This is a genomic window from Streptomyces sp. PA03-1a, from assembly GCF_033792805.1.
GTDB lineage: Bacteria > Actinomycetota > Actinomycetes > Streptomycetales > Streptomycetaceae > Actinacidiphila.
The window spans coordinates 1-19,119 of record NZ_JARAVO010000188.1; the positions used below are offsets into that span (position 1 = coordinate 1).

General features: G+C 72.7%; 20 protein-coding genes, 1 pseudogene and 1 riboswitch. Of the genes and pseudogenes, 10 read left to right on the forward strand and 11 right to left on the reverse strand.

The features are described 5' to 3' along the window. The first annotated feature begins 108 nt into the window (after positions 1-108). Complete coding sequence (locus PV341_RS32730) at positions 109-1,740, forward strand: DNA repair helicase XPB (protein WP_499512482.1); 1,632 nt, start codon at positions 109-111, stop codon at positions 1,738-1,740. Positions 1,741-1,775: 35 nt separating this feature from the next. Here PV341_RS32730 and PV341_RS32735 read toward each other — a convergent pair whose 3' ends face one another. After that, positions 1,776-1,949, reverse strand: coding sequence for a hypothetical protein (locus tag PV341_RS32735; RefSeq protein WP_500330367.1), 174 nt, complete (start codon positions 1,947-1,949; stop codon positions 1,776-1,778). Between the two features lie 260 nt (positions 1,950-2,209). Between PV341_RS32735 and PV341_RS32740 the strand changes: the two genes are divergently transcribed. Beyond that, entirely contained in the window at positions 2,210-4,255 is a 2,046-nt protein-coding gene (locus PV341_RS32740) for a HelD family protein (protein ID WP_500330368.1), read from the forward strand. Positions 4,256-4,277: 22 nt separating this feature from the next. Here the strand turns inward: PV341_RS32740 and murQ are convergent, their stop codons facing one another. Next, positions 4,278-5,213 (reverse strand): N-acetylmuramic acid 6-phosphate etherase, encoded by a 936-nt coding sequence (murQ, locus tag PV341_RS32745; protein WP_500330369.1) that lies wholly within the window; start codon positions 5,211-5,213, stop codon positions 4,278-4,280. Next, positions 5,210-6,106 carry a MurR/RpiR family transcriptional regulator gene (locus PV341_RS32750; protein WP_500330379.1) on the reverse strand — a complete coding sequence of 299 codons (897 nt, stop codon included), beginning with the start codon at positions 6,104-6,106 and terminating at the stop codon, positions 5,210-5,212. The genes murQ and PV341_RS32750 overlap by 4 nt, the downstream gene beginning before the upstream one ends. Positions 6,107-6,189: 83 nt before the next feature. Here PV341_RS32750 and PV341_RS32755 point away from each other — a divergent pair, with 83 nt between their 5' ends. Further along, entirely contained in the window at positions 6,190-6,576 is a 387-nt protein-coding gene (locus PV341_RS32755) for a DUF8819 family protein (RefSeq protein WP_500330370.1), read from the forward strand. A 1-nt stretch (position 6,577) separates the two neighbouring features. Further along, on the forward strand, positions 6,578-6,865 hold the full coding sequence (locus PV341_RS32760) for a DUF4031 domain-containing protein (RefSeq protein ID WP_500330372.1): 288 nt from the start codon (positions 6,578-6,580) through the stop codon (positions 6,863-6,865). A 223-nt stretch (positions 6,866-7,088) separates the two neighbouring features. Here the strand turns inward: PV341_RS32760 and PV341_RS32765 are convergent, their stop codons facing one another. Next, positions 7,089-7,700, reverse strand: coding sequence for a maleylpyruvate isomerase family mycothiol-dependent enzyme (locus PV341_RS32765; RefSeq protein WP_500322757.1), 612 nt, complete (start codon positions 7,698-7,700; stop codon positions 7,089-7,091). Between the two features lie 92 nt (positions 7,701-7,792). Further along, entirely contained in the window at positions 7,793-8,479 is a 687-nt protein-coding gene (locus tag PV341_RS32770; protein WP_500322767.1) for an HD domain-containing protein, read from the reverse strand. A 52-nt stretch (positions 8,480-8,531) separates the two neighbouring features. On the opposite strand from PV341_RS32770, the gene PV341_RS32775 reads away from it, so the two are divergent. Beyond that, entirely contained in the window at positions 8,532-9,233 is a 702-nt protein-coding gene (locus tag PV341_RS32775; protein WP_500359727.1) for a copper homeostasis protein CutC, read from the forward strand. A gap of 93 nt (positions 9,234-9,326) precedes the next feature. Here PV341_RS32775 and groL read toward each other — a convergent pair whose 3' ends face one another. The 4 genes from groL to thrC all read right to left on the reverse strand — a co-directional run bounded on the left by groL (position 9,327) and on the right by thrC (position 13,553). Beyond that, on the reverse strand, positions 9,327-10,949 hold the full coding sequence (gene groL, locus PV341_RS32780; protein ID WP_499512491.1) for a chaperonin GroEL: 1,623 nt from the start codon (positions 10,947-10,949) through the stop codon (positions 9,327-9,329). A gap of 361 nt (positions 10,950-11,310) precedes the next feature. Continuing rightward, positions 11,311-11,517: a cold-shock protein gene (locus PV341_RS32785; RefSeq protein ID WP_005486335.1), complete on the reverse strand. Its 207-nt coding sequence runs from the start codon at positions 11,515-11,517 to the stop codon at positions 11,311-11,313. Positions 11,518-11,942: 425 nt separating this feature from the next. Beyond that, the gene (locus PV341_RS32790; RefSeq protein ID WP_500322755.1) at positions 11,943-12,221 is read right to left on the reverse strand and encodes a ubiquitin-like small modifier protein 1; all 279 of its coding nucleotides are present in this window, start codon (positions 12,219-12,221) and stop codon (positions 11,943-11,945) included. Positions 12,222-12,266: 45 nt separating this feature from the next. Then, positions 12,267-13,553 (reverse strand): threonine synthase, encoded by a 1,287-nt coding sequence (gene thrC / locus PV341_RS32795; RefSeq protein WP_500322754.1) that lies wholly within the window; start codon positions 13,551-13,553, stop codon positions 12,267-12,269. Positions 13,554-13,571: 18 nt separating this feature from the next. After that, a riboswitch (SAM riboswitch) is annotated at positions 13,572-13,699 on the reverse strand. A 157-nt stretch (positions 13,700-13,856) separates the two neighbouring features. On the opposite strand from thrC, the gene PV341_RS32800 reads away from it, so the two are divergent. After that, positions 13,857-14,825, forward strand: a complete 969-nt coding sequence (locus PV341_RS32800) for a glucosyl-3-phosphoglycerate synthase (protein WP_499516871.1) — start codon at positions 13,857-13,859, stop codon at positions 14,823-14,825. 293 nt (positions 14,826-15,118) lie between these two features. Then, positions 15,119-16,579, forward strand: coding sequence for an alpha,alpha-trehalose-phosphate synthase (UDP-forming) (locus tag PV341_RS32805; RefSeq protein WP_500322753.1), 1,461 nt, complete (start codon positions 15,119-15,121; stop codon positions 16,577-16,579). Here the strand turns inward: PV341_RS32805 and PV341_RS32810 are convergent. Both PV341_RS32810 and PV341_RS32815 read right to left on the reverse strand, forming a co-directional pair. Next, positions 16,576-16,977, reverse strand: a complete 402-nt coding sequence (locus PV341_RS32810) for a hypothetical protein (protein ID WP_500322751.1) — start codon at positions 16,975-16,977, stop codon at positions 16,576-16,578. The genes PV341_RS32805 and PV341_RS32810 overlap by 4 nt on opposite strands. Further along, on the reverse strand, positions 16,974-17,366 hold the full coding sequence (locus PV341_RS32815) for an ATP-binding protein (protein ID WP_500322750.1): 393 nt from the start codon (positions 17,364-17,366) through the stop codon (positions 16,974-16,976). The genes PV341_RS32810 and PV341_RS32815 overlap by 4 nt, the downstream gene beginning before the upstream one ends. 115 nt (positions 17,367-17,481) lie before the next feature. Here PV341_RS32815 and PV341_RS32820 point away from each other — a divergent pair, with 115 nt between their 5' ends. The 3 genes and pseudogenes from PV341_RS32820 to PV341_RS32830 form a co-directional block, all read left to right on the forward strand. Next, positions 17,482-18,297: a helix-turn-helix domain-containing protein gene (locus tag PV341_RS32820; protein ID WP_500359728.1), complete on the forward strand. Its 816-nt coding sequence runs from the start codon at positions 17,482-17,484 to the stop codon at positions 18,295-18,297. After that, positions 18,294-18,494: a DUF397 domain-containing protein gene (locus PV341_RS32825; RefSeq protein WP_500359730.1), complete on the forward strand. Its 201-nt coding sequence runs from the start codon at positions 18,294-18,296 to the stop codon at positions 18,492-18,494. Before PV341_RS32820 ends, PV341_RS32825 begins: the two co-directional genes overlap by 4 nt. Positions 18,495-18,600: 106 nt before the next feature. Further along, positions 18,601-19,119, forward strand: a pseudogene (locus tag PV341_RS32830) (hypothetical protein); the annotation flags it as partial.

Here is a 19,119-nt window from a genome sequence, read left to right on the forward strand (position 1 = left end):
CGGTATCGATCCGGTGGACGGGGACGTTTCCCCCCGGGGATGGGGGACCATGGATAGTTCAGCCCGGCCCCCTTCCCGGTCCCGGCCCGCCCATTCGCGGAGGTTTGCGTGTCCTGCCTGATCGTCCAGAGCGACAAGACCCTGCTGCTGGAGGTCGACCACGAGCTCGCCGACGAGTGCCGGCGTGCCATCGCCCCCTTCGCCGAACTGGAACGGGCGCCCGAGCACATCCACACCTACCGGATCACCCCGCTGGGGCTGTGGAACGCCCGCGCCGCCGGGCACGACGCCGAGCAGGTCGTGGACGCGCTCGTGCAGTACTCCCGCTACCCGGTGCCGCACGCGCTGCTGGTGGACGTCGCCGAGACGATGGCCCGCTACGGCCGGCTGACGCTGAGCAAGCACCCGGCGCACGGCCTGGTGCTGACCTCCACGGACCGTCCGGTGCTGGAGGAGATCCTCCGCTCGAAGAAGATCACGCCGCTGGTGGGCGCCCGGCTCGACCCCGACACGGTGGTCGTCCACCCCTCCGAGCGCGGCCAGATCAAGCAGGTGCTGCTCAAGCTGGGCTGGCCGGCGGAGGACCTGGCCGGTTACGTGGACGGCGAGGCGCACCCGATCGAGCTGGACCAGGACGGCTGGAAGCTCCGCCCCTACCAGGAGCAGGCGGTGGAGGGCTTCTGGCACGGCGGCTCGGGCGTGGTCGTGCTGCCCTGCGGCGCCGGCAAGACGCTGGTGGGCGCGGGCGCGATGGCGCAGGCGAAGGCGACGACGCTGATCCTGGTGACGAACACGGTCTCGGCCCGGCAGTGGAAGCACGAGCTGGTGAAGCGGACCTCGCTGACCGAGGACGAGATCGGCGAGTACAGCGGCACCCGCAAGGAGATCCGTCCGGTCACCATCGCCACGTACCAGGTGCTGACGACCAAGCGGAAGGGCGTCTACGCGCACCTGGAGCTCTTCGACTCCCGTGACTGGGGCCTGATCGTCTACGACGAGGTGCACCTGCTCCCGGCGCCGGTCTTCAAGTTCACCGCGGACCTCCAGGCCCGCCGCCGGCTCGGCCTGACGGCGACGCTGGTGCGCGAGGACGGCCGTGAGTCGGACGTCTTCTCGCTGATCGGTCCCAAGCGCTTCGACGCGCCGTGGAAGGAGATCGAGGCGCAGGGCTACATCGCGCCCGCCGACTGCGTGGAGGTGCGGGTCAACCTGACCGACTCCGAGCGGCTGGCGTACGCGACCGCCGAGCCGGAGGAGAAGTACCGCTACTGCGCGACGACCGCGACCAAGCGCAAGGTCGCCGAGGCGCTGGTCGCCAAGCACCGCGGGCAGCAGACGCTGGTGATCGGCCAGTACATCGACCAGCTCGACGAGCTGGGCGAGCACCTCGGGGCGCCGGTGATCAAGGGCGAGACGACCAACGCGCAGCGCGAGAAGCTCTTCGACGCCTTCCGGCAAGGCGAGATCTCGGTGCTCGTGGTCTCCAAGGTGGCGAACTTCTCGATCGACCTGCCGGAGGCGACGGTCGCCATCCAGGTCTCGGGCACCTTCGGTTCCCGTCAGGAGGAGGCGCAGCGCCTCGGCCGGGTGCTGCGGCCGAAGGCGGACGGTCACGAGGCCCGCTTCTACTCCGTGGTCGCCCGCGACACCATCGACCAGGACTTCGCCGCGCACCGCCAGCGGTTCCTGGCCGAGCAGGGGTACGCGTACCGCATCGTCGACGCGGACGAGCTGCTCTGACCCGTCCGCGGGGGCGCGCCGGGAGGCCCGCCGCGTCAGTCGTGCGCGGCGGAGCCGTCCTGGCCCAGCACCACGACGCGGACGGCCGTGGCGACGTAGACCCGGACCGCGCGCAGGGCGTCCCCGACGGGGTGGACCGGATGCCGGTGCCCGGGGTCCTCGGCGATGGCGGTGCTGCCGTGGACGCGGGAGACCACTGGTCGTGCCATGCCCCCAATGTACGCATACGTGACCCTTTGGGCAGAGGTTCCGGCTACGGGCGGGGGAAAACCGGTTAGCACCTGCCGTCGCCGAGGCGTAAGATCCTGCGTCTTGCCGCCCGCCCCCTTGAGGGACGGCGCCACCGGCCGGACGGAAACCGGTCGGCCCGAGTCGTGATCCGTATCAGGACAGCGCCCCGCCCCGCGCCCCCGTGCGCGCAGGTCAGGGGCCGGCTGAGCCATGCCCTACGTGCCGCCGGAGGCAACCCGTGCCAGGGGAACAGTCCCTCACCACCGACAATCCGCTCGACCGCGAACGCTCCCACCTCGCCTCGTCCCGTTCCGCCCTGCGCGCGATGCGCGCCGACGTCGAGGCCCTCGACATCCGGGACGTCACCGCCAACTGGGTGAACGCGGAAGTGCTGCAGTCGGAGATCACCGCCCGCATCAAGGCGCTCGCGGACCTCGCCCACACCCCGCTGTTCTTCGGCCGTCTCGACTACGCGGACGGCGCCGAAGCCGGTCACCGCTTCTACATCGGCCGGCGCCACGTGCACGACGCGGACGGCGACCCCATGGTCGTCGACTGGCGCGCGCCGGTCTCCCAGCCCTTCTACCGGGCCTCCCGCACCGACCCGCAGGACGTCGCGCTGCGTCGCCGCTTCGGCTACACCGGCGGGGAGCTGACCGCGTACGAGGACGAGCACCTCACCGACCCGGACGAGGCGCAGACCTCCAGCAAGCTGCTCCAGCAGGAGATCGAGCGGCCGCGCGTCGGCCCGATGCGCGACATCGTCGCCACCATCCAGCCCGAGCAGGACGAGATCGTCCGCGCCGGGGTCGGCGGCACGGTCTGCGTGCAGGGGGCGCCCGGCACCGGGAAGACCGCCGTCGGCCTGCACCGGGTGGCCTACCTGCTCTACGCGCACCGCGAACGGCTGGCCCGCACCGGCACCCTCGTCATCGGCCCCAACGCGTCCTTCCTGCACTACATCGAGCAGGTGCTGCCCGCCCTGGGCGAGCTGAGCGTCAAGCAGGCCACCGTCGACGACCTGGTCGCCCACGTCCCGGTCAAGGGCACCGACTCGGCGGCCGCCGCCGGCGTCAAGGGCGACGCGCGCATGGCCGAGGTGCTGCGGCGCGCGGTCCGCTCCGGCATCCGGATGCCCACCGAGCCGGTGGTCGTGGTGCGCGGCTCGCGCCGCTGGCGCGTCCCGGCGTACGAACTGGAGGAGCTGGTCCGCGAGCTGATGGAGCGTGACATCCGCTACGGCGCCGCCCGCGAGGCGCTGCCGCAGCGGATCGCGCACGCCGTGCTGGTCCGGATGGAGGCGGCCGGGGAGGCCCCCGACGACCGGGTGCAGGACGCGGTCGCGCGCAACGCGGCGGTCAAGGCGGCCGTGAAGGAGGCGTGGCCGCCGGTGGACCCGGCGAAGACGGTGCTGCGGCTGCTGTCCGATCCGCAGTTCCTGGCCGTGTGCGCGGAAGGCGTGCTGACCGAGGAGGAGCAGAAGGAGATCCTCTGGGAGAAGCCCGCCCGCTCGGCCGCCTCCGCCAAGTGGTCGGCCGCCGACGCCGTGCTGGTCGACGAGGCCCACGACCTGGTGCACCGCACGGCCTCGCTCGGCCACGTCGTGCTGGACGAGGCCCAGGACCTCTCCCCCATGCAGTACCGGGCGGTGGGCCGCCGCTGCTCCACCGGCTCCGCGACCGTGCTGGGCGACCTCGCCCAGGGCACCACCCCGTGGGCGACGGGGACCTGGGAGGAGGCGCTGGAGCACCTCGGCAAGCCGGGTTCGCGGGTCGAGGAGCTGACCCAGGGCTTCCGCGTCCCGCTGGAGGTCATCGCCTACGCTTCCCGGCTGCTGCCCGAGATCGCACCCGGCCTGAAGGAGGCGACCTCCGTCCGGGAGAACCCGGGCGCCTTCTCGGTGACCGAGGTCCCGGCGGGCGGGCTGACCCCGGCCGTGCTCGACGCCTGCCGGCGGGCCCTGGACCGCGAGGGGTCCATCGGCCTGATCGCCGCCGACGCGCGCGTGCCCGCACTGGCCGAGGCCTTGGCGGCGACTGGCCTGCCGTACCTGTCACCCGGTGAGGAGACCACGCCCGAGGTCCGCCTCACGCTCGTCCCCGCCTCCCTGGCCAAGGGCCTGGAGTACGACTACGTCGTGCTGGACGAGCCCGCCGCGGTCGTCGACGGCGAGCCCGACGAGCGCACCGGCCTGCGCCGCCTGTACGTCTCGCTGACCCGCGCCGTCTCGGGCCTGGCGGTCCTCCACGCGGCGCCCCTCCCGCAGGCGCTCCGCGCGGCGTGACCCCACGCCCGCGCGCGCATGCTCACCCGCGGTCGTCGGCGACGGCCGCGAGCAGTGCCGCGCGCAGATGGCCGTCCGCCTCCGCCAGGAGCCGGGCGGCCGTCGGGGCGTCCACGCCGCCGAGGACGACGAGGACGGCGTTCTTGACCTCGCCGCCGGCGGCGGTGAGGGCGGCCTCGATCTCGTCGTCGGGCGCGCCGGTGGCCAGGGCCACGATCCGCCGGGACCGGGCGCGCAGCTTGTCGTTGGAGGCGCGCACGTCGACCATCAGGTTCCCGTAGGTCTTGCCCAGCCTGATCATCGTGATCGTCGACAGCATGTTGAGGACGAGTTTCTGCGCGGTGCCCGCCTTCAGCCGGGTGGAGCCGGTGAGGAACTCCGGGCCGGTGAGGACCTCGATGCCGTGGTCGGCCGCGGCGGCCAGCGTGGAGCCCGGGTTGCAGGACAGTCCGACGGTCAGCGCGCCCAGCGCGCGGGCGTGCTCCACGGCGCCGACGGCGTACGGGGTGCGGCCGGAGGCGGAGACCCCGACCACGGTGTCGTCCGGGCCGATCCCGAGGGCGTCCAGGTCGGCGGCGGCCAGTTCCCCGCTGTCCTCGGCGCCCTCGACCGCGTCCACGATCGCCGTGGGCCCGCCCGCGATGAGCCCGCTGACCTGGCCCGGCGCGGTGTTGAAGGTCGGCGGGCACTCGCTGGCGTCGAGCACGCCGAGCCGTCCCGCGGTGCCCGCGCCCGCGTAGACCAGGCGGCCGCCGCGGGCCATGCGCGCGGCGATGCCGTCGACGGCGGCGGCGATGACGGGCAGTTGCTCGGCGACGGCGGCCGCCACGGTGCCGTCCTCGGCGTTCATCAGCCGGGCGATGTCGAGCGTCGGGAGCCGGTCGACCTCGGCGAGCTCGGCACGGAAGGCCTCGGTTCCGAGGTGGTCCAGCTCGCGACGGAGCTCGGCGTGCGTCATTGCGGGTGGTTCCTTCGCGGGCTGTGGCGGTGGGCGAGGGCTTCGTACGAGGCGGACAGGGCCGGGGCCGCGGTGTCGTACGTGCGCTGGGCGACCCCGACGAACAGGCAGTCCACCACCAGCAGCTGGCTGGTGCGGCTGGCCATGGCGGCCGGGCGCAGTTCGCTCTCCCGGCCGCTGGAGGTGAGCAGCACGTGGTCGGCGTACTGGGTGACGGTGCCGTCCGCCCGGCCGGTCACGGCGATGGTGGTGGCGCCCCGGTCGAAGGCGGCGCGCAGCGGCTCGACCACGTCGTGGGTGTGGCCGGAGTGCGTGATGGCCACGGCGACGTCGCCCTGGCGCAGCTGGACCGCGTTGGTGAGGGTGAGGTGCGGGTCCCCCAGGGCGTGCGCCACCAGGCCTATCCGCAGCAGCTTCTGCACCAGGTCCTGGGCGACCAGGCTGGACGCCCCGATCCCGTAGACGTCGATGCGGCGGGCGGCGGCCAGCGCGGCCACGGCCGCCTCCAGCTGGGCCACGTCCAGCTGGGCGGCGGTGTCGGCCAGGCACCGCTGCTCGTCCAGCGCGAGTTTGGCGACCACGTCGGCCAGCGGGTCGTCCACCGCGATGTCCGGGGTGACGGCGGGCGGTGCCCCAGCCTCCACGCGGGCGGCCAGCGCGGCCAGCGCGAGCCGCAGGTCCCGGTACCCGGGGTAGCCCAGCACGCGCGCGGTGCGCACCACGGTGGCCTCGCTCGTCCCCGTACGGGCCGCAAGCGCCGTCACGGTCAGCCGGGAGCAGCCCGCCGGGTCCGCGGCCACGGCCTCCGCGACCCGCTGCATCGACCGGGTCATGGACGGGGCCATGGTCCTGACCTTGGCGGCCAGCCCGCCGGTGTTGAAGGTTTCCTTCATCTTCTCGGCCACGGACGAAAGCTATTTTCACCTCCTGACGGCGTCAAGGACGCCTGCGCGGCGGTTGGTCCACAATGGGGGCCATGGATCCTGACGCACCCGGTTCCTCCGCCGGCCTGGAGGCGGCCCTGCACAGCGCCCGCGCGCTCGTCCTCGCCGACCTGACCGCGACCGGCGTCGCCGACGCACACATCGTCTCGCTCGTCGAGGACGCCGTCTCCCAGCGCCGCTGGTGGGTGGAGCAGTGGCCCGACGGCGCCGCGTTCGTCGCGGGGCTGGTCGCCCAGGACGTCAAGGACGCCCTGCTCGAACGCATGGGCCGCTGGCCGCTCTGCCCTCGCTGCGCCGACCCGCACGCCCTCGACGTGGAGCCCGAACTCGGCCCCGACCCGCACTGGGTGTGCGAATCGCTCGGCGAGGCCGTCGCCCCCGTGGGCGGCCTGTCCGCGACCCTCGGCGGGCCCCGCTGACGTGACCGTCTACATCGACCCGCCGACCTGGCCGGGCCACGGCCGCATGTGGTCCCACATGGTGAGCGACACCTCGTACGAGGAGCTCCACGCCTTCGCCGCCGCCATCGGCGCCCCCCGCCGCGCCTTCGACGCCGACCACTACGACGTCCCCAGCGAGCGCTACGCCTCGGCCGTCGCCGCGGGCGCCGTCGAGGTCGGCAGCAAGGAACTGCTGCGCCACCTCACCGAGGCCGGCCTGCGCCGCCCCAAGCGCAGGTCCCCCCAGGGTGAGGCCGGCAGGACCTAGGCGGTGTCGTCAAATGGGCGCCAGCCGCCCGGAGGGCGGGCTCGGCGGCGTCTGGTGCGGTGCATCGCAAGGCGGAGAGTCGTCCTCGTAGTGGGTTACTCGGACGATTCGACAACGCAGCGTGGGGGCACCCCCGGCCGAAGGCTGGGGGAGTGCCGTACCAGGCGTCGCCGAGCAGGCGGGCATTTGACGACACGGCCTAGGTGCATCGACCCGGCGGCGCTCACAGCGGCTCGCCCTCCAGCCGGCCGGCGGGGAGCCGGCGCCCGCACATCGCCAGGGCCAGGTCCTCGCCGGTGCCCCGCAGTTCCGGGCCGGAACCGTACGACCAGTCCTGGTCGGTGGCCCGCAGCAGCCGGCCCTCGACGGCGACGCCGAAGTGCGCGTGCCCACCGCCCGCGGTGAGGTCGTCGAGGAGGATGCCGAGGGTCTCCCCCGGGACGCGGCGCCCCGTGCCGAGCGGCACGGTGATGTCCAGCCCGTGGATCACCACGTGGTTGAGCGCGCCGTGGGCACCGCCGCCCGGGGGCTGCCACCGCCCCATCACCTCGGAGCGCAGACAGCCGACCAGTTCCCCGGTGGGCAGTGCGCCGTCCCGCTCGGCGACGGCGTCGGACAGCCGGGTGAAGTCGAAGCCGTGCTCGGCGAGGAGCGCCATGAACGCCTCCTGCGAGTAGCGCGCCGCCATCGTCATGTGCGCCACGACCTCGCGCACCCGCCAGCCCTCGCAGAGCGAGGGGGTGTCCCACCACGCGGCGGGGGCCCCGTCGAGCAGGTCGGCCAGGTCCCTGAACTCGGCCGCGACGGCGGCCTGCACCTGCGTGTCGTCGGTCATCGCTGTCGTACCCCTTCGTCGCGTGCCGCGGGCGGCTCCCCGCACGGAACAAGACCGCCCGCGCGCACCGGAGTCATCGGTTCGCGCCGCAGTCATCGACGGGCGTCGTCCACGTCGCCGGGGGCGAGCAGTTCCAGCTCGGTGGTGAGGTTGCGCCGGGCGGTGGCCTCCCAGCGCCCGTACGCCTCCGGCGTGTGGAAGAGCCGGGGCAGCCGCAGGAGCTGGCGCAGGACGTCGGCGCGGCCGGCGCGGAAGGCGTCGTCGGGGACGAAGCCGTACTCCTCGCGAACGGCGGCCGCGTACTCGGCGTAGGCGGTGGGGTCGCCGGCGAGGACGGCCAGGTCGGCGTCGCTGAGGACCTCGCCGTCCCGGTCGCCCTCGGCGGGATGGTGGGTGACGGTGAGCCGGACCAGGCGGGCGACCTCGGCGGTGATCGCGTCCGGGACCCCGGCCTCGGGGAGCGCGCGTTCGGCGAGCCGGGCGCTGCGCTCCTCGTTCTCCGAGCGGTCGGGCCGGTAGACGGCGTCGTGGAACCAGGCGGCGAGCAGCACGGCGTCCGGGTCCTCGGCGTGCCCGGCGAGGGCCTCGACGTGGTCGAGGACGGCGGTGAGGTGGGTGGTGGTGTGGTAGCGGCGGTGCGGCTCGGCCCAGCGGGCGATCAGGTCCTTGCCGTACGGCACCGGGTCGACGGACTCCGTCTGGCAGCGGCGCAGCAGGTCGCACCAGCGGGCGAGGAGGGCGGAGCCGGTTTCGGGTGCGGTGTCAGCCATGAAGGTCATTGTGCGGTACGGGGGGTCGCGGGCACCTGCGGGCATGTGACACCCTAGAGATATGTCTAGACCAATTTTCGAAGTGATCGCGCTCGACGCCGACGACGCCCTCGCGGCCCGGACGGGCGGCGCGGACCGCCTCGAACTGGTCACGGACATGGCCGCGGACGGCCTGACGCCGTCCCGGGTGACCTTCGCCGCCGTCCGGGCCGCGGTGGACATCCCGGTCCGGGTGATGCTGCGGGCCCGCGCCGACTTCGCCGTGGGCGACACCCGCGAGACGGACGCGCTCTGCGCCGCCGCCGCGGCGCTGCGCGGCGAGGGCGCCGACGAGTTCGTGCTCGGGTTCCTCGACGCGTCGGGCGCGCCGGACCTGGCCGCCGTGCGCCTGCTGGTCGACGCGATCGGTTCCGGTGCCCGCTGGACCTTCCACCGTGCCATCGACCACTCCGCCGACCGGGAGGGCGTGCGCTCGGCGGTGCGCGGGCTGCCCGGGCTGGACACCTTCCTCACGGCGGGCTCCGCGCGCGGGGTGGACGCCGGGCTCGGCCATCTGCTGGCGGAGGCGGGCCGTCCCGGCGAGCCCCAGCTCATGGTGGGCGGCGGGCTCCGCGCGGAGCACCTGCCGCGGCTGCTCGCGGGCGGCATCGACGCCTTCCACGTCGGGGGCGCGGTCCGCCCCGGCGGCTGGGCCGGGCCGGTCGACGCCGAGGCGGTGCGCACCTGGCGCGATCTGCTCGACGCACCGGTCGCCGTCCCGTGACCGGGCGGCAGCCGGAAACGCCCGAGGGCGGTACCCCGCGTGGGGTACCGCCCTCGGTCTTCTGCCGTGGTGCGGAGTCCTGATCCCGGAGGATCAGAAGTCCATGTCACCGCCGGGCATGCCGCCGCCGGCCGGCGCAGCGGCCTTCTCCGGCTTGTCGGCGATGACGGCCTCGGTGGTGAGGAAGAGCGCGGCGATGGAGGCCGCGTTCTGCAGCGCGGAGCGCGTGACCTTGGCGGGGTCGATGATGCCCTCGCCGATCAGGTCGACGTACTCGCCCGTGGCGGCGTTGAGGCCGTGGCCCGGGGTCAGGTTGCGCACCTTCTCCACCACGACGCCACCCTCGAGGCCGGCGTTGACGGCGATCTGCTTCAGCGGGGCCTCCAGGGCCAGCTTCACGATCGCGGCACCGGTGGCCTCGTCGCCGTCGAGCTCGAGCTTCTCGAAGACGTTGGACGCCTGGAGCAGGGCCACGCCACCACCGGCGACGATGCCCTCCTCGACGGCGGCCTTGGCGTTGCGCACCGCGTCCTCGATGCGGTGCTTGCGCTCCTTGAGCTCGACCTCGGTGGCGGCACCGGCCTTGATGACGGCCACGCCGCCGGCCAGCTTCGCCAGACGCTCCTGGAGCTTCTCGCGGTCGTAGTCCGAGTCGCTGTTCTCGATCTCGGCACGGATCTGGTTGACGCGGCCCTGGATCTGGTCCTGGTCGCCGGCGCCGTCCACGATCGTGGTCTCGTCCTTGGTGACGACGACCTTGCGGGCGCGGCCGAGCAGGTCGAGACCGGCGTTCTCCAGCTTGAGGCCGACCTCCTCGGAGATGACGGTGCCACCGGTGAGGATGGCGATGTCACCGAGCATGGCCTTGCGGCGGTCGCCGAAGCCCGGGGCCTTGACCGCGACGGACTTGAAGGTGCCGCGGATCTTGTTGACGACCAGGGTCGACAGCGCCTCGCCGTCGACGTCCTCGGCGATGATCAGCAGCGGCTTGCCGGACTGCATGACCTTCTCCAGCAGCGGGAGCAGGTCCTTGACCGAGGAGATCTTGGAGTTGACGATCAGGATGTACGGGTCGTCGAAGGACGTCTCCATACGCTCCAGGTCGGTGGCGAAGTACGCCGAGATGTAGCCCTTGTCGAAGCGCATGCCCTCGGTGAGCTCCAGCTCCAGACCGAAGGTCTGGGACTCCTCGACGGTGATGACGCCTTCCTTGCCGACCTTGTCCATCGCCTCGGCGATGAGCTCGCCGATCTGCGGGTCGGCGGCGGAGATGGAGGCGGTGGAGGCGATCTGCTCCTTGGTCTCCACGTCCTTCGCCTGCTCCAGCAGGGCGGCGGAGACGGCCTCGACGGCCTTCTCGATGCCGCGCTTGAGCGCCATCGGGTTGGCGCCGGCGGCGACGTTGCGCAGGCCCTCGCGGACCAGCGCCTGGGCGAGGACGGTCGCGGTCGTCGTGCCGTCACCGGCGACGTCGTCCGTCTTCTTCGCGACCTCCTTGACCAGCTCGGCGCCGATCTTCTCGTACGGGTCCTCGAGCTCGATCTCCTTGGCGATGGACACACCATCGTTGGTGATCGTGGGGGCGCCCCACTTCTTCTCGAGGACGACGTTGCGGCCCTTGGGGCCAAGGGTGACCTTGACGGCGTCGGCGAGCTGGTTCATCCCGCGCTCGAGACCGCGCCGTGCCTCCTCGTCGAACGCGATGATCTTGGCCATGTGAAGTGGTCCTCCCGGACTTGGGGTCCCCCCGCGGCACAGGGCTGCGGGGAAGGATTACTCCAGGACCGTGCCGGCGCCCGCGACGGACGGCCTGCCCTCCCGCCGGTTCCTTTACGACGGTCGAGCGGGCCTCACCCACTCGGTCCTTTGTCACTCTCAACGTCAGAGTGCTAACGCCAATGATTAGCACTCGCCCCAGGAGAGTGCAAGCCGCTTGGCCGGGGTCGTGGACAACCTGCAGGTCGGGTCCGCGGCCGCCCCGGGCAGCACGAAGGCCCGCCCCCGTGCGGGGGCGGGCCTCGACGCGTACGTTTGAGCGGCCGTACGCGAAAGTGCTCCGTGGCCGATGCGCGGCGCGTCAGCCGGCTGCGAGACGGACCATGTCCGCCTGCGGCCCCTTCTGGCCCTGCGAGATCTCGAACTCGACCCGCTGACCTTCCTCGAGGGTGCGGTAGCCGTCCATCTGGATCGCGCTGTAGTGCACGAAGACGTCCGCACCACCGTCGACCGCGATGAAGCCGTAGCCCTTCTCCGCGTTGAACCACTTGACGGTGCCCTGAGCCATTCCTAACTCCCCTATTGCTGGCCCTTCGCAGACCCGCACCTCGCGGACCCGGGTCAGACCTCACCCCCTACAGCCAAGGGGGCGTGCGCCGGAACGCGTCGACCGCGGCTGAATGTATCTGCCCGGACGCTGTCTGCAACAGGTCAATCGGACGAGAATTCCGGGCACAGAGAATCGGAAAAAGAGCCTGATCGGCGAATAATCCAGGGCAACTCGGACCGGACATAAGCGGCCAACGCGACAAACGCGACGTGAATTTGGCGATAAATCGTCGACAAGGCCACCCCGGGGAAGAGGGGTTGCGCAGAGCGTTGCAGGGAGTTGCGAGCCGTCGGGGGCAACTGTACAGGCCTTCAACTACCGCTCCGCACACAGGGGGTGCCGGGTGGTCCCCGGCACCCCCTGTCGCCCGCGGGCCGTGCGGCTCAGCAGCCTCCGGCGACCGCCGGGATGATCGAGACGGACGCGCCCTCGCCCACCGTGGTCTGCAGACCCTCGGAGAAGCGGACGTCGTCGTCGTTGACGTAGACGTTCACGAAACGGCGCAGCTTGCCCGTGTCGTCCAGGACCCGCGCGGAGATGCCGGGGTGGCTCTGCTCCAGCGAGTCGATGACCTCGGCCAGGGTGCCGCCCTCGGCGGGGACCTCGGCACGGCCGCCGGTGTAGGTGCGGAGGATGGTCGGGATGCGGACGGTAGCGCTCATGATGCTGGGTTCACCTTCAGTCTGGGTCGGCCGGTGCGGTCGGGGTCAGCCCGCCAGGCCGGCGGCGCGGAACGCGTCGAGGCTCGGGCGGATGGTGGCCGTGGGGCGGGAGGTCGGTGCGACGGCGTCCAGCGTCTTGAGGCCGTCGCCGGTGTTGAGGACGACGGTCTCACCGGCCGGGTCGAGCTGCCCGTTCTCGATGAGCTTGCGCAGCACGCCGACCGTCACGCCGCCGGCCGTCTCGGCGAAGATCCCCTCGGTCCGGGCGAGCAGCTTGATGGCGTCCACCACCTGCTCGTCGGTGACGTCCTCGACGGCGCCGCCCGTACGGCGGGCGATGTCCAGCACGTACGGGCCGTCGGCCGGGTTGCCGATGGCCAGCGACTTGGCGATCGTGTTCGGCTTCTGCGGGCGCACCACGTCGTGGCCGGCCTTGAAGGCGGTCGAGACCGGGGAGCAGCCCTCGGCCTGCGCCCCGTAGATGCGGTAGGGCTTCTCCGCCACCAGGCCGAGCTTGATCAGCTCCCGCAGCCCCTTGTCGATCTTCGTCAGCTGCGAGCCCGAGGCGATCGGGATGACGATGTTGTCCGGCAGGCGCCAGCCCAGCTGCTCGCAGATCTCGTACGCGAGCGTCTTGGAGCCCTCGCCGTAGTAGGGGCGCAAGTTGACGTTGACGAAGCCCCAGCCCTCGCCGATCGGGTCGCCGATCAGCTCGCTGCAGAAGCGGTTGACGTCGTCGTAGGTGCCCTCGATGCCGACCAGCTCGCCGCCGTAGACCGCGGCCATGACGACCTTGCCCTCCTCCAGGTCGTGCGGGATGAACACGCACGAGCGGAAGCCGGCCCGGGCGGCCGCGGCGCCCACGGCGCCGGCCAGGTTGCCGGTGGAGGAGCAGGACAGGGTGGTGAGGCCGAAGGTGCGGGCGGCCTCCAGGGCGATGGCGACGACCCGGTCCTTGAAGGAGTGGGTCGGGTTGCCGGAGTCGTCCTTGATGTGCAGGCCGCCGGTGACGCCCAGTTCGCGGGCGAGGTTGTCCGCCTTGACCAGCTTGGTGAAGCCCGGGTTGAGGTTGGGCTTGGAGGCCACGTCCGCGGGGACGGGCAGCAGCGGCGCGTAGCGCCAGATGTTGTCCGGCCCGGACTCGATCCGCTTGCGGAGGGTCTCGGGGTCGCCGCCCGGGAGGTCGTACGCCACTTCGAGCGGCCCGAAACAGACCTCGCAGGCGAAGATGGGTTCCAGCGGGAAACGCTCACCGCACTCGCGGCAGGAGAGCGCGGACGCGGGGCCGAAGGCGGAATCGGTGGACGCGGGTGCAACGGTCTGCGCAGCCATGTCAGGCGAGGCCCTTTCTCCTCATCTTCCTCACGGCGCATTTCGCCGCGAGACGGAATTGGCACCTTCCCCACCTGGACCTCGCGGTCGGCGGGAGGGTTGCCGGGGCTTCAACGGGCCGTTCCCTCTGCCCCTCTGGATGAGCGGTATGGCACCGGGCGCAGGGCCCGGGCGTTTGTCGGACGGGGCGCGATCACCGCGGACATACGATGGTCATGCCTCGTGTTCAAGACTGTAACCGACGACCTCGAACCTGGTCATGGGCCGTCCGTCCTGCGAGACGGGCAGAAACGGAGCAACCCGGTGCTCGACGAGGTGGCCGGCTGGCTGCAGCGGCGGTCCTGGACCGCCGACCACAGGCCCCTGCCGCAACTGCTCGCCGCCAAGCGCGCCGCGGGCGCGCGCGGCACGGTCAGCGTCGTGCTGCCCGCCCTCGACGAGGAGGCCACGGTCGGGGCGATCGTCGGGACGATCCGCCGCGAGCTGATGAGCGAGGCGGTGCCGCTGGTCGACGAACTCGTCGTGCTGGACTCCGGGTCGACCGACCGCACGGCCGAGGTCGCCGCGGCCGCGGGCGCGGTCGTCGTCCACCGGGACGAGGTGCTCCCGCGGCTGCCCGCGCTGCCCGGCAAGGGCGAGGTCCTGTGGCGCTCGCTGCTCGTGACGCGCGGGGAGATCGTCTGCTTCGTCGACTCCGACCTGCGCGAGTTCGACGCGCGGTTCGTGTCGGGGATCGTCGGGCCGCTGCTCACGGACCCGGACGTGCAGCTGGTCAAGGCGATGTACGACCGGCCCCTGGAGACCGGCGGCACGGTGGTCCCGGCCGGCGGGGGCCGGGTGACGGAGCTGGTCGCGCGGCCGCTGCTCAACCTGCACTGGCCGCAGCTGGCGGGTTTCGTCCAGCCGCTGGGCGGCGAGTACGCGGCGCGCCGCTCGCTGCTGGAGCGGCTGCCGTTCCCCGTCGGGTACGGGGTCGAGCTCGGGCTGCTGGTGGACGCGCTCAACACGGTCGGGCTCGACGCGCTGGCCCAGGTCGACGTGGGGGTCCGGCACCACCGGCACCAGGACGGCCAGGCACTGGGCCGCATGGCCGCGGCGATCTACCGGACGGCGCAGATCCGCTTGGCCCGGGGCCATCTCGTGCGGCCCGTCCTCACGCAGTTCGACCGCTCCCCGGACGGCGGTTTCGAGCCCCGCGTCCACGAGGTCGCGACGGATGAGCGTCCCCCGATGCGGACGGTCCCCGAATACGCCCACCGCGCGGTGGCGTGACGCCTGACCCGGGGTTGTGACGCCTGACCCGGGGTTTGTGGGCAGGCGGTCCGCCGCCAGGCGGAACGGGTGGGCACAAACCCCCGACGGCGCCGCGCCTGTGCGGTACCGCGTGTGTCGTCGGCGTGTGCACGCCGGTGGGTGGGGTGCGCCCACCCGTCCCGCCCAGCGGGACGACTGCCCGCAACCCCCCAGGCCAAACCCGCGGCGACCCGCAACAGGTCACGGCCGGAAACCCCCGGCTGGGCTAGCTCGTACGTTTGCGGTCGGGGATGCGTGGCTAGGCTGGCCGCATGGTCGCATCGCATGCCGCGCGCGTACTGGTCGCGTCCAACCGCGGCCCCGTGTCGTACAGCCTCCGCGAGGACGGCACGCTCACCGCCCGCCGCGGCGGCGGCGGACTCGTGTCGGGCCTGAGCGCGATCGGGCCGGACGCGGACGCCGTCTGGGTCTGCGCGGCGCTCGGCGAGGGGGACCGGGCCGCCGTCCTGCGCAGTTCCGGGGGCACGGGCCGGCTGCCCACCGCCGACACCGGCGGCCAGCACGTACGGATGCTGGACATCCCGGCGGACACCTTCGCGTCGGCCTACAACGGCATCGCCAACTCGGTGCTGTGGTTCATCCACCACATGCTGTTCCAGACCCCGCTGGAACCCGTCTTCGACGAGGACTTCCGCGAGCAGTGGGCGGCGTACGTGGCGTACAACGCCGCCTTCGCCGACGCGCTGGCCGAGGAGGCGGGCCAGGGCGCGGCCGTCCTGGTGCAGGACTACCACCTGGCGCTGGTGCCGCAGCTGCTCCGCTCGCGCCGCCCCGACCTGCGCATCGGCCACTTCTCGCACACCCCGTGGGCCCCGCCGGACTACTTCCGCCTGCTGCCCGACGACGTCGCCGCGGAGGTGCTGAGCGGCATCCTCGGCGCCGACCGGGCCGGCTTCCTGACCCGGCGCTGGGCGGACGCCTTCGCCGCGTGCTGCGCCGACGTGCTGGGCGCCTCCGTCATCCGTGACGAGGGCAGCCTCACGATCACCCACAAGGGCCGCACCACGCGGATCGGGGTGCACGGCCTCGGCGCGGACGCCGACTTCCTGCGGGAGCGGGCGCACCAGCCGGACGTGGACGAGCGCCTGGCGTCGCTGCAGGAGGCCGTGGGCGGTCCGGACCGCAAGGTCATCGTGCGCGTGGACCGCACCGAGCTGTCGAAGAACATCATCCGCGGCCTGCTCGCGTACGCGCAGCTGCTGCGCGACCACCCCGAATGGCAGGGGCGCGTGGTGCACATCGCCTTCGCCTACCCCTCCCGTCACGACCTGGCCGTCTACCGGGAGTACACGGACGAGGTCTCCGACCTGGCCGAGGAGATCAACGAGGAGTTCGCCACGCCGGGCTGGCAGCCGGTGGTCCTGCACGTCAAGGACGACTTCGCGCGCTCCCTGGCCGCCTACCGCCTGGCGGACGTCGCGCTGGTCAACCCGATCCGCGACGGCATGAACCTGGTGGCCAAGGAGATCCCGGTCGTCTCGGACGACGGCGTGGCGCTGGTGCTCTCCCGCGAGGCGGGGGCGTACGAGGAGCTGGCCGACGACGCGTTCGTGGTCAACCCGTACGACATCCGGGCCACGGCCAACGCACTCCACCAGGCGCTGTCCGTCTCGCACGGCGAACGGGCCGAGGCCACCAAGCGACTCACGGCGGCCTCGACGGCGCTCCCCCCGCAGCAGTGGTTCCTGGACCAGCTGCGGGCGCTGGGCTAGGAACGTGAGCGCGCCCGCCGGCTGATCCCCAGCCGGATGCGTCCGGCGGTCGTGCCCAGGGCGAGGTAGGTCTCCACCTCCGGCAGCGGCGCGCGGCGGGCGAGCGGGTCCAGCCCCACGACGAGCGCGACCGGTCCGCCGCCCGCGACGAAGGCGGACCACCGGTCCCCGGCCGCGACCTCCAGCAGCGGGCCGCCGTCCGGGCCGCGCACCGTGGCCCGCCCGGGACGCGGGACGGCGATCCGCTCACCGAGCTCCGGCAGCCGCCGCCCGGGCTCGGCGAGCCCGAGGAGCGCGGCGAGTTCCGCCGTCCCGCTCCCGTGCGGATGCGCCAGCAGCAGGAACGCCACCGGCCCGAACGCCGTGTCGTCCAGCCAGGTCCACGAGGCGGGCCTCACCGCAGCACCACCCACACCTGCTTGCCGTCGGGGGTCGGCCGCACGCCCCACCGGTGCGCCGCCGCCGCGATCAGGTGCAGGCCGCGCCCGCGTTCGGCCGCCCAGTCCGGCGGCCCGGGGGCCGGGACCGGCAGGACGGGGGAGCGGTCGCTGACCGTGGCCCGCACGCCGTCCGCGGCCAGGTCGTCCAGGGTCAGCTCGCACTCGGGGGATCCCGCGTGCCGGTGCACGTTGGCGAGTATCTCCGTGACGCACAGCGCGGCGGCGGACGCCAGGTCCTCGCGCCCCCAGGCGCGGAGCTGTTCGCGTACGGCCCGGCGGACCTCGGCGATGCGGGCGGGCTCGGCGACGACGCGCATCGCCGCCGCGGGTGGAGATTCCTGCGTCATGGGTCCAACGGTTCCGTGCCGTGGCTAGCCTGACCAGGGCGGACCTGACCCCGGATCAGTTGTGTCGGGACCGGTCCGCGGCTGTGTACGGCGTGTGTACCGGGGAGGTGGTGCCGTGTCCGCGAAGGGCGAGGGCTCGGCCAGCATGCGGATGTTCGGTTCCGTGGCACGGTCCCTGCGGGAGGCCCGTGGGGTGTCGACCGACGAACTGGCCGCGCACGTCGGCTATTCGAAGTCGCTGGTGGTCAAGATCGAGCGCGGCGAGCGGATGCCGCCGCCGGCGTTCGTGGAGCGGGCGGGAACCCTGCTGGACGACGGCGGCGGGGTGCTGCGGTCCGCGGCGCGTCATCTCGAACGGGCCGAGTTCCCCTCCTGGTTCGAGGAGTACGCGGAGCTGGAGCGCGCGGTGGTGAGCCTCTACAAGTACGACACTCACGTCATCAACGGCCTTCTGCAGACCGAGGACCACGCCCGCGTGGTCCTCGGCGCCTACTGTCCGACCCTGGAGACGGAGGAGGTCGAGCGCCGGGTGCGGGCCCGGCTGGCCCGGCAGGCGCTGCTGACCCGTGCCCCCGCGCCGCAGCTCGCCTTCGTCATCGAGGAGTGGGTGCTGCGGCGTCCGGTCGGCGGACGGGCGGTGCACCGGCGCCAGTTGGAACGGCTGGTGGAGGCCGCGGCGCTGCGCCACGTCACGGTCCAGGTGATGCCGCTCTCCCATGAGGCCCACGCCGGCTTCGACGGCCCCATGTCGCTGCTGGAGACCCACGATCTGCGGCTGCTCGCCTATCTCGAAGTCCAGGGCCGCAGCGTGCTGGTGGACGGCCGGGACGAGGTCAGCAAGCTCCACCAGCGCTATGCGATGATCCGCTCACAGGCCCTCAGCGTGAGGGACTCCGCCAGAGTGATCGAGCAGATTGCGGGGGAGCAATGACGTCCCAACTCGCCTGGTTCACGAGCAGTTACAGCGGCAGCGAGGGCGGAGACTGCGTCGAGGTGGCCTACGCCCCGGGCGCCGTGCACGTACGGGACTCCAAGGACCCCGCCGGACCCGCGCTCGCCTTCACCGGCGAGGCGTGGACGGCGTTCGTCTCCTTCGTCGCCGACAACACCGGGACACCGGTAGAGTAATCGGCCGATCACCCTTCGTGCCCAGCGCATGAAGCGGCCCCCAGTGGTGCGCCAACACCGGCCGGGGGCCTACACCTACGAGGCTTGATCCGAAGGAGCCCCGCAAATGATCCGCCATGCTATCCCGCCGACCCGTTTCTTCTCCCAGACGCCGAACGACCTCATCCGCCATCCGCGCCTGAACGGCACCGCCGTACGGCTGCTGCAGTGGGCGCTCTCCCTGCCGGAGGGGTCCCGGGAGACCCTGCAGTCCATCGGCGAGAAGATGCCCGAGGGACGCATCGCCCTGCGTCGGGCCCGGCAGCAGCTGGAGGCGGAGGGCTATGTGCACACCCGCCGCACGCAGAGCCGCGAGACCGGCCGCTGGACCACCCAGGTGCTCGTCTCCAACGTGCCGCTGCGCGACCCCGCGGAGATCGAGGCGGCCTTCGCGGCGCCGAGCGGCAGCCTCCCGACCGCCGGTGCGCCGTCCGTACGGGCCGTCGGCGCATCCCCCAAGGGGGAGAACAGGGAGGAGGAGAACACCTCCCACCCCGGACCCCCCGCCGACGAGCCGCTGGTCGCCCGCGCGGCGGGGGGTCCGGGGTGGGAGGTGTTCTCCTCCTCCCTGTTCTCCCCCTTGGGG